The organism is Natronorubrum sulfidifaciens JCM 14089, assembly GCF_000337735.1.
Classification (GTDB): domain Archaea; phylum Halobacteriota; class Halobacteria; order Halobacteriales; family Natrialbaceae; genus Natronorubrum; species Natronorubrum sulfidifaciens.
The window spans coordinates 70,695-80,377 of the sequence record NZ_AOHX01000058.1; the positions used below are offsets into that span (position 1 = coordinate 70,695).

A 9,683-nucleotide genomic window follows, 5' to 3' on the forward strand; every position below is an offset into this window, starting at 1 on the left:
AGAGTGACCAGAACACGTACTTGAGCGTATCCTCTGCGTGCTGTGGCGTTTTTATATCGTGGGTGAAATGACAGAGACGCATCTAGACGGTCGCTTTGGTCACTCCTCGAGCAAGACACGTCGCGGTTTCGCGAGCGTCTCGAACAGCACCGCACGGCATACCAGCGATCCGTCAGACGAGACTCGATCTAATCATCGGACGAGATCGGTGTTCCATCCGCTCGAGCGGGTGCCGGGCTCGCCTCGAGGTCGTCCTCGTCAGCGTACGGGTACCACGTTCGCTTCGTATTGTGGAGGTACGGATCGTCGTAATCCGTCTCCTCGGGTTCGATCAGGTCGGCGAGTTCGTCGGCGTCTCGAGCAGCGACGAACTCACGGAAGCTCTCGTTTCCATCGCGTACCTCGGTGAAGTTTTCGATCAAGTTCGCGATCGCTCCGGGGACCTCGTCTGCCGGAATCCGTTCGGCGACCCAAGAGGCAAACTGGGGCTCAGCTCCGAGTCCGCCGCCGAGACCAATGTCGAGTGCTTCGACTGGCTCGCCGTTCTTGCGCGTTTTCATCCCGCGCAGGGAGACATCGGCGATCTGTGGCTGTGCACACGAGGCAGTACATCCCGAGAGATGAATGTGGAAATTCTCGACCCCTTCAGGGAGGGAGACGTTGTCCGTAAGCCAGCGACCGAATCTGACCTGCCGGTTTTTCGTCTCGACGATCGACAGCGAGCAGAACTCCGTTCCCGTACAGGCGATCGAGCCACGCTGGAAGGGATGTGGGTCGGGACTGTAGTCATCGAGCACTGCCTCTCCGCGCAAGTCATCGAGATTCTCCGCCGGGACGTCGGTGAAGACGATATTCTGTCGCTGGGTCAGCCGCACTTCGCCCGACCCGTACGTCGCTGCCGCGTCGGCGAGTTCATACGCGTCATCGACGCCGATTCGCCCCACGAGGACGTTTAGTCCGACGTAATAGTTGCCGTCATCCTGTTCGTGGACACCAACGTGGTCGTGTTTCCCGTCAGCTTCACCGGCGTTGTACGAATACGAGTCTCGAAGGTCCTCTCCAGCCGTCTCGAGTTCGAAATCGACGTAGTCCGCTTGCAGCGTTTCGCGGATCGCCTCCGGCCCCCATTCGTCGACGAGGAACTTCATACGGGCGTTGTAACGGTTCTCTCGGTCACCGTGGTCACGGAACAGTCCGGAAATGCCACCCGCAACTTCGATTGCCTGTTCCTGCGTCACGAAGACGTCGATATCACGGGCAAGCCGTGGCTCGTTGCGCGAGAGGCCCCCACCGACACGGACGTTGTATCCCGTCACGGACTCGCCATCGATCTCCTTCTCGGCAGGTTCGAAGGCCAGATCGTTGATGTCGCCCTGCCCACAGCCTTCGTCACATCCCGTTACCGAGACTTTCCACTTTCGCGGGAGATTCGAGTACGTCTCGTTTCGCTTGAACGTGTCGTGGAGTTCCGTCGCGAGGGTATCGGCATCGACGTGTTCGTGCTTGTCTTTGCCGGCAACCGGACAGCCAACGATATTCCGCCACGAGTCTCCACAGGCTTGGACCGTCGAGAGACCGACCGCCTCGAGTCGATCGAAGATTTCAGGGACGTCCTCGAGACGAATCCAGTGCAGTTGAATTGCCTGTCTGGTCGTCACGTCGATCCAGCCGTTTCCGAATTCGGGATTCTCGGCCGGACCACGGGAGAAGTCATCCGCGATCTCGACGAGCTGTCGGAACTGCCCCGGCTCGAGGACGCCGCCTGGCGGCCCGATCCGCATCATGAAATACGACTCCTGACCCGCTCGCTGGTGATACAGTCCATACCATTTGAACCGCTCGAACCAGGCGTCGTGTTCATCGTCGGGAATCGCTTCCCAGCCTGCCTCGGCGAAGCGCTCTATTTCCGCACGGATCTCCGTCCCGTACAGTTCGTCCTTCCACTTCTCGACATCGCTGGCCATTCTATCCGTTCTATGACGGGGGATACATAACCGTCTCCCTGTCCCGTCAGTTCTCCCCGCATCTCGTCTCTCACGGCAGTTTTGCCTGTTAGTTGAGAGAGGTGGCAATTTTTGCGACACATACTGTCAGTGCTTACCCGCCGGTTCGAGGACCGACTGCACCGTCTCAGGATCAACGGGTTCGAATGTACCGTCAACGATTCGGCCGACGGGAAGATACGTGATCGTCTCACGTACACCGCACTCGAGACACTGTCCGACTGCTTCCGCGACCACGGTCGGCCCATCGACACGAACGTCGAGGAACGCCTCGAGCAGAACATACGCAGGTTTACAGTCACAAAACACGCCTCGAGAAAGGGTCCAGACGTCACTGACACTCACCTGGCGAGAATTGTTGACGCTGATCCACGCCCCGTCGTCTAACGTTCGAAGTGCGATCGACATATGCAGTGTAGAACGTCCAGTAGTCTGCTTCCATCGTCTCGTGCAACGCTTACCCATTCAAACAGAAGCCGGAAACAAATGCCACAATTTTGATTCCGATGACGGACCAGCCACGTACTGAGATGCCCCTTAAATTGCGCTGCTATTGAACACAGTTCAGGAGTTAGTAATATCGTATATAGTATATGTTATGGGAAAGTATATATTTGGTATCTCATCAGGAATGTACACAGTTAGTAGCGTTCCGACTTCTTCGTTTCCAACTCCAAAATCGAGACGCTCACCATCAAGATCCGTCTGGAGTCGGCATGGACTCTCGACGAGAACTACCGTCGCTTCGACAGACTGTTTTCAGTTACGCGAAGCAACTGTTCCGTCTAAAAGCGCCGAGAACTCGGAGTAAAGCCGTTTATCAGCGGATACTATCCGGCTTCGAATCGACAACAACACCCAACCAGTGCTGTCGATCATCGCTTCAGTTCAGACTCCGCTCGAGCGAGATGTGAGTTGAGTCGACTCCACGGATTTGCTGTGGGCCACGCTCGTGGGGATGGTAGACACTGTCATTCAACATCTATTTCTCGGTCTTTCTATCTATTTCCTAAGCTGAGTGGTTCTTTGAAGAGTTAATTACCAAATGTATCTAACGTGGATTAGAAAGCCAACTGTTGCCAGTCAATCAACACGGAGGTCGTCGCTCTTTTCGCCGCGAGGTCGGTGAGTTGCTCGAGGGCATTCTCGAGCACAACAGTCAAGCGCAGACTGCAAGCAGAGAGACCACACTGCGGATCAGAGAACCGATCAGCACAGTTCAAAACCAATCGAGATGGAAACCTGCGTCAGTGATATAGTAACAACTGAACCGATTTACACACACATCGCAGAGCCATCGTACGATGCAGTGTGCAGTGACGTTCAGTGGCTACTATAGCTGGTTTCGGGGCTTGCCGGGCCGCTAAACAGTGTATAGAGAAACACGAAGTAGAAGCCAATAATCGGGAGGAACACGACTGCAAAAACGGCCGTCAGATTAAGCGAAAGCGGGGAGACAACTGCGTCGGTGATCGAGAGACCTGCTGCGGGATCGACCGCGGGATACAGGAGCGTGCTGATAAAGAGGACGAACACAGCTGCCAGCCCTGCTGCTGAGAGAAACGCACCGTGGTAGTAGCCGTTGGACGTGGTACCGACACCGAGCATAGCAAACACGAGCGTGGCGAGAACCATCGCCGCAGTCGGGATCGACTGTAGCACCGGTTGCAGTTCGGGGTAGCGAACGAACAACACGACCGCTGTAAGTGCGAACAGCCCGACGTAGACTGCAATCGCCGCCCGGCCCCGGCGGACGACTCGCTCGCGAAGTGTCCCTCTGGTCTTGATGCCAAGAAACGCCGCGCCGAGGACGATAGAAAGTGCGACAACCGTAATCCCGACAACGATCGGGGCCACGGCGAGCGCTGACGGTTCACCGAGCACCCAACTCGCGACGAACACTCCGAGCAAGAACGGCGCAGTGGTGCTTCCGACGACGAAACAGGCGTCCCAGAAGCGAACCCACTGGTCGTCGTCGTGTTCTTCACGGAGTTTCGACCCCAGTCCACGGAGACCGAGCGCCAGCAAGATTGCAAAGACCAGCAGGTAGTGACGGGACAGGATGTTGGCATAGACCGCCGGGAAGCCGGCGAACAGCACCGTCCCGAACAGGACGAGCCAGACCTCGTTGGCCTTCCACAGCGGGCCGAAGGCAGCGAGCATGCGCTCCCGTTCGGTTTCGTCGGCCTCGACAAACAGCATGCCGAGGCCGAAATCGAAGCCATCGAGCAGCAGATAGACGCCGAGGCTAATCATGACAAGGCCGAACCAGAGTTCGGGCAGCGATTCGACTACGTACGCCGAATCAGAGAGGATGTTAGTCATCAGCGATCACCCCCGGTGTGTCGGGTCGGTCGTCTTCCTCGATACCGACCGTGTGTCGGTCGGCCTCCTCATCGAGAATCCGCTTGAGGACGTACAGGAAGACGCCAAACAACAACAGATAGCCGATCACGAACGCGACCAGCGTCAGCGTCGCTTCCGTCGAAGACAACGGTGGGGAGACGCCGTCCGCAGTCGTGAGCACATCCTGGATGATCCACGGCTGGCGGCCGATCTCGGCGACGTACCAGCCAGTGATCAGGGCAACAAACCCCAGTGGCGAAGAGAGCATCAGCGCCTGCAGGTAGCGCTCGTCATCGTAGAGGCCACCGCGCCAGAGACGATACGTGCCCCAGGCACCCAGCCCGATGAACCAAAAGCCGAGCCCGACCATGATCCGGAACGACCAGAATACCCACGCCACGGGCGGTGACTCGTACTCGAAGTCGTTAAGGCCGGTTACCTCGGCGGTCGGATCACCCCCGCTTGCAAGGAACGACGCGAGCTGGGGAATGCTGATCGTATAAAGATTGTCCGCTCGAGGATCGGTAATCGCCTCGAGATCGGTTGGGATCGCAATGAGGTGGAGATCAGCCTGGCCAGTCTCGTAGTGGGCCTCCATCGCGGCGAACTTGTGTGGCTGGGTCTCGGCGACGTGTCGGCCGTACATATCGCCGTGGGCTGCTTGAAAGGCCGACGAAACCAGCAAAACGACAACGGTAACCTGCAGCGCGGTCCGCCACACCTTGCTCTCTCGGTTTTTCCAGACGAAGTAGGCGGCGATCCCCGCGATGACAAGCGTCACTGAGATGATCGCGGCGTTTTGCATGTGGACGTACATCCACGGGAATCGAGGATTGAAAAACGCCGCCATCGGGTCGGTAAGTTGTGCAATCGGAACCCCATCTTCCATCACGACCTCGTACCCACGTGGCGTCTGCATCCAGGAGTTGACGACGAGGATCCAGAACGCAGAGAGCCACGCGCCGAGCGCGACGAGAAACGACGAGAGCGCGTAGAACCCATCGGAGACACGCTCACGGCCGAACAGCAACACACCGAGGAAGACGGCCTCGAGCATAAACGCCATCTTCGCTTCGAACGAGAGCGGCCCACCGATCATCTCACCGGCGGTCGTCGAGAACGCCGCGAAGTTCGTGCCAAACATAAAGCCCATCGGAATACCGGTAACGGTACCCATAATGAAGCCGACCGCGAAGATTTTCGTCCAGAACTTCCGAAGACGTGCGTATCGGTTCTCGCCGGTCCTAACTTCCTGGACAGTGAAATAGACGAGAAACGGCGCAAGTCCGACGGAAAGCGCTGCAAAAATAATATGGATCGTAATCGTCCAGCCAAACTGAATCCTGCTGGCTAACTCCGGTGTGAGAAACGCCAGCAGCGGCCCAAGTTCGGTTATCACTGCTGTGAGTGTCGGATCGGTTGCCACTATCGTTCGACTCGCGTGCATATCATGCTCACCTGCTAGTCGCCGATAGGGATTCAGGGACGGTAAGCAACGCTTCGGTCATCGCCAAGTTTCGATGCATAAACCAGAACTAATACTGCTAAAAGAGTTCATATTCGAGGTATGAACTACAACTATATTCCACAAAGCGTTACTTCTCGCGGCTCGATGACGGTTCGGCCGGTGGGGAGTGACGCTGGCAAAACGGCTGTTTCTGCCACGGGTTGCCAGTTCTTTCCGCTCCCGTCTTCGAAGGCACCATATTGGGGACCAACCAGATGTTTATCTGGAGCTGCTGACTACGTTCAGTTATGACAGTCGATGTTAGCTACACGCCAATCGGACACGTTCGCTCNAGCTGCTGACTACGTTCAGTTATGACAGTCGATGTTAGCTACACGCCAATCGGACACGTTCGCTCGCCCTATGACTCTCCTGCTGACGTCCCACACGACGAGGTCGATGAAACGACGAGTGAAATCGTCCTCGAGATGGAGTACGAACGCGGCCTCGACGGACTCGAGGAGTTCTCTCACATCGTTATCGTCGCCCATCTTGACGAAGTCGAAGTGGCACAGCTGACCTCCCGACCGCCACACGCCGACGATGTCGAGGTTGGGGTGTTCGCAACGCGGAGTCCACACCGCCCGAACCCGATCGCACAGACCGTCGTCGAACTGTACAACCGTGATGGAAGACGACTGACCGTCAAAGGACTCGACCTCCTCGATGGAACGCCGGTCCTCGATGTGAAACCGTACGTGCCGTCGGTCGACAACGACCACCTCGAGCTCGGATGGCTCGATGACTGAGGAGTGACTCGCGTCTCAAAGTACAACGGACAGAGTTCGATGGCACGCCGCTGGCGTGTCGCTGGTCCATCGCTCACGTGGGCGGGGCGTCGTCGTCTTCGGCATATCGATTCAGAGAGCGTTTGACGAGCCGTGATTCGGCCATTCGAAGCCGGTAGGAAAGCGTCGACTCCGGAATGTCGAGTTCAGCCGCGAGTTCGCCGATCGTGGCTTCGCGGGGACGTTCGTAGTAGCCTCTGGCAGCCGCTTGCGCGATCGCCTCCCGCTGTGAGCCCGTCAGATCAGCATCGACGAACGCCTCACCGTGCCACTCTGTCGCCTCCCCGAGATGGCCGACTTCGACGGAGACGCCAGCTCGACAGGCAGCCTCGATATGCTCGAGGAGNTCAGCATCGACGAACGCCTCACCGTGCCACTCTGTCGCCTCCCCGAGATGGCCGACTTCGACGGAGACGCCAGCTCGACAGGCAGCCTCGATATGCTCGAGGAGTTCACCGACTGCCTCGTCGGAACGCATCAACAGACGCCACCGCTCTCGACCAGCGTGGTGTCTGCACTCGAAGATGGTCCCCCGATCGAGATACGCCGAGGCAATGTTGTGTATCGACTGGCAGTCACAGATTCTATCGACGTACGCATACACGAGTCGCTGTCTCGGCGCACACTCGAGGCGATAGGCCGTGCTCGTACCACAGCACCGATCGGAGCCGACCGCACGCGGAAGATACTCTCGGTCCTCGAGCATCGTCTGGAGGTGATCGGTCGCTTCGGGTGGGCCAGTGAGTTGCACGAGGCGAACGTACGACCGGTCGCCGGTGTTGATGTCGATCATCGATGCCCTGAGATTCGGATGGTCACGAAAGAGGTCCGCAACCTCGTCTTCGCCGGGGTTGTACTCGAGTGTAAACGTAAACTCACGGAGACGATCTGTTGAGACACTCATCGTACTACCCGTTGGAGCAGTAACGCAGTCGGGGCGTGGTTCGACAGCAGTGGTGTCGTTCGATCCGACCCATCGGCGAACGTAGCGGTAGTGACCATCCCATTCGAAGCTAGTCGCTTACAACGCCTAAAGGGCTCGAACCGGACGATTTTCGATGGGGTGACGTATGAACGATAGCGCTATCAGAAAATATTGCACATACTAGATGGGCAGACAGTAGACGCTCTCTCAGCCGCGATCATGGGCGTTCGGCAACCGAACCACCACAAATATTAGCCGTCCGAATGGATCGATACGTATGAAAGCGGTCTATGCAACAGNCAGTAGACGCTCTCTCAGCCGCGATCATGGGCGTTCGGCAACCGAACCACCACAAATATTAGCCGTCCGAATGGATCGATACGTATGAAAGCGGTCTATGCAACAGACCTATCTGCGGCTAGTGAAGCCGCCATCGAGACTGAGACTTGCCTCGACTGTCTCGGACGAATCGGTGTCGAAGAACTCCACCTCGTTACGGTCGTTCCGGACAACGTCCATGCCGGAACACCTGGAATTGACCACGAGAAACGACGGCGTCGGGCGCTTCGGCGCTACCAGCAGTCGATCGAGGACGCCGGCTTCGATGTCGAGACGTACGTCGTCCGGGGGACACCCCACCGGCGCATTAATGGGATCGCCGAAATGATCGATGCCGACATGTCCATCGTCGGCTCCCGCGGGAAGAGCCCGCTCGAGAACCGCCTCATTGGCTCGACAACACGGAATCTCGCACGAACATCGGTCGTTCCGTTGCTCGTCAACCGGATCGAGCGCGACACCGACGAGCCAGAACTCGTCGAGAAACACCTGTTCGAGCGAATGCTGTATGCGACCGACTTCTCCGGGAACGCCGATCGGGCCTTCGAGGCGTTCTCCTATCTCCGTCACGCGACCCAAGAAGCGACGCTGGTTCACGTCCAAACACCGGGGAACCCGGGCCCTGACGGCGACGGCGAGCCTGAGCAACGACTCGCTGAACTCGCTGATCGGCTCGAAGAATGGGGGATCGACGTCACCATCGACATCCGAGAGGGCAGTCCAGCCGACGAAGTTCTCGCAGCAGAGACAGCCCACGAGCCGACGACGACGCTGGTTGGCTCACGCGGACAGAGCAGACTCCGACGGCTCCTCCTTGGCAGCGTCTCCGAATCGATCGTCGCAAACGCAGCCGGAAACGTGTTCATCGTGCCACCGAACCGAATCGCCTGAGCCGATCCCTGTTTTTGGTGTGCTTCGTGGGCTGTGCAACGGAAAGACGTGCGTTCTCCCACTCCGAACAGGGTAGCTTTCGCGCTGTGTCGCTGTGATCGACACCGAGTCAAGCGGTCTCAGTCGTGCGGATGGAACCGCTTGCTGGCTCGATCGACTGCGTCCGTTTGGCCGAGGAACGTCACTCGGTCGCCGTCTCGAAGCCGGTGGTCGCCAGTCGGGACCTCGGTCGTTCCGTTCTGGTGGGTGAGCAAGCCGACGATGCAGCCGTCAGGGATCTCCGCGTTGAGTTCGGCGATTGTCTTTCCGACGAGATCTCCGGCTGTAACTTCAATCTCTTGGACGTCGCCAGTTCGACCGAGTTCGTTCATCCACGCCGACAGCGACGGCCGCGCTAAGACGTTCTCGAGCGACCACGCCGTCGCCATCGAGAGATCAATCGCCCGGACGCCCAGCGATTCGAAGGCGTCGACGTTGTCGGGCTGGTTGACTCGCGAGGCGATCTTTTCGACGCCGAAGGTCGTCTTCGAGAGCTGACAGACCAGCAGGTTGACGTCGTCGTCCGGCGAGGTCGCGATGACCGTCTTCGCGTCCGACGCACCGGCGCGCTCGAGGACGTCGGCGTCGGTGCCGTCGCCTTCGATCGCTCGGAGCCCGCGTTTGCGGGCCGTTTCGACCGCGTCGGGATCGGTATCGATGAGGAGTACGTTTTCGCCGTCCTGTTCGAGCCGTTCTGCGAGGGAGAGGCCGACCCGTCCCCCGCCGATGATGAGTGTGCGCATTGGTGAAACCTCGAGGTAGTTCGCGATCTGTCGTGCGAGGCCGGCCTGGAGGACGACCGTCGCGAAGATAATCAAGAAGACAGTTCCAGCAAGCAGCTGGGC

Annotated in this window: 8 protein-coding genes; 2 read left to right on the top strand and 6 right to left on the bottom strand. The window is 58.3% G+C overall.

All coding sequences use genetic code 11. From position 1 onward, the window contains the following. Positions 1 to 188: 188 nt before the first annotated feature. From C495_RS16845 to C495_RS16860, 4 genes are all read right to left on the bottom strand, one after another. Positions 189 to 1,964: a nitrite/sulfite reductase gene (locus tag C495_RS16845; RefSeq protein WP_008165125.1), complete on the bottom strand. Its 1,776-nt coding sequence runs from the start codon at positions 1,962 to 1,964 to the stop codon at positions 189 to 191. A 126-nt stretch (positions 1,965 to 2,090) separates the two neighbouring features. Further along, positions 2,091 to 2,411 (bottom strand): hypothetical protein, encoded by a 321-nt coding sequence (locus C495_RS18415; protein WP_008165127.1) that lies wholly within the window; start codon positions 2,409 to 2,411, stop codon positions 2,091 to 2,093. Positions 2,412 to 3,326: 915 nt separating this feature from the next. Beyond that, entirely contained in the window at positions 3,327 to 4,328 is a 1,002-nt protein-coding gene (locus C495_RS16855; RefSeq protein ID WP_008165128.1) for a cytochrome d ubiquinol oxidase subunit II, read from the bottom strand. After that, positions 4,321 to 5,796 carry a cytochrome ubiquinol oxidase subunit I gene (locus C495_RS16860; protein WP_049890412.1) on the bottom strand — a complete coding sequence of 492 codons (1,476 nt, stop codon included), beginning with the start codon at positions 5,794 to 5,796 and terminating at the stop codon, positions 4,321 to 4,323. The genes C495_RS16855 and C495_RS16860 overlap by 8 nt, the downstream gene beginning before the upstream one ends. A 374-nt stretch (positions 5,797 to 6,170) precedes the next feature. Between C495_RS16860 and tsaA the strand changes: the two genes are divergently transcribed. After that, the gene (tsaA, locus tag C495_RS16865; protein ID WP_008165132.1) at positions 6,171 to 6,605 is read left to right on the top strand and encodes a tRNA (N6-threonylcarbamoyladenosine(37)-N6)-methyltransferase TrmO; all 435 of its coding nucleotides are present in this window, start codon (positions 6,171 to 6,173) and stop codon (positions 6,603 to 6,605) included. Between the two features lie 73 nt (positions 6,606 to 6,678). Here the strand turns inward: tsaA and C495_RS16870 are convergent, their stop codons facing one another. After that, positions 6,679 to 7,548 (bottom strand): helix-turn-helix domain-containing protein, encoded by an 870-nt coding sequence (locus C495_RS16870; protein WP_008165134.1) that lies wholly within the window; start codon positions 7,546 to 7,548, stop codon positions 6,679 to 6,681. Between the two features lie 405 nt (positions 7,549 to 7,953). Here C495_RS16870 and C495_RS16875 point away from each other — a divergent pair, with 405 nt between their 5' ends. Then, positions 7,954 to 8,799: a universal stress protein gene (locus C495_RS16875; protein WP_008165135.1), complete on the top strand. Its 846-nt coding sequence runs from the start codon at positions 7,954 to 7,956 to the stop codon at positions 8,797 to 8,799. A gap of 119 nt (positions 8,800 to 8,918) precedes the next feature. On the opposite strand, the gene C495_RS16880 is transcribed toward C495_RS16875, so the two are convergent. Then, positions 8,919 to 9,683: potassium channel family protein (locus C495_RS16880; RefSeq protein WP_008165137.1), on the bottom strand; the 765-nt coding region annotated here is incomplete at its 5' end.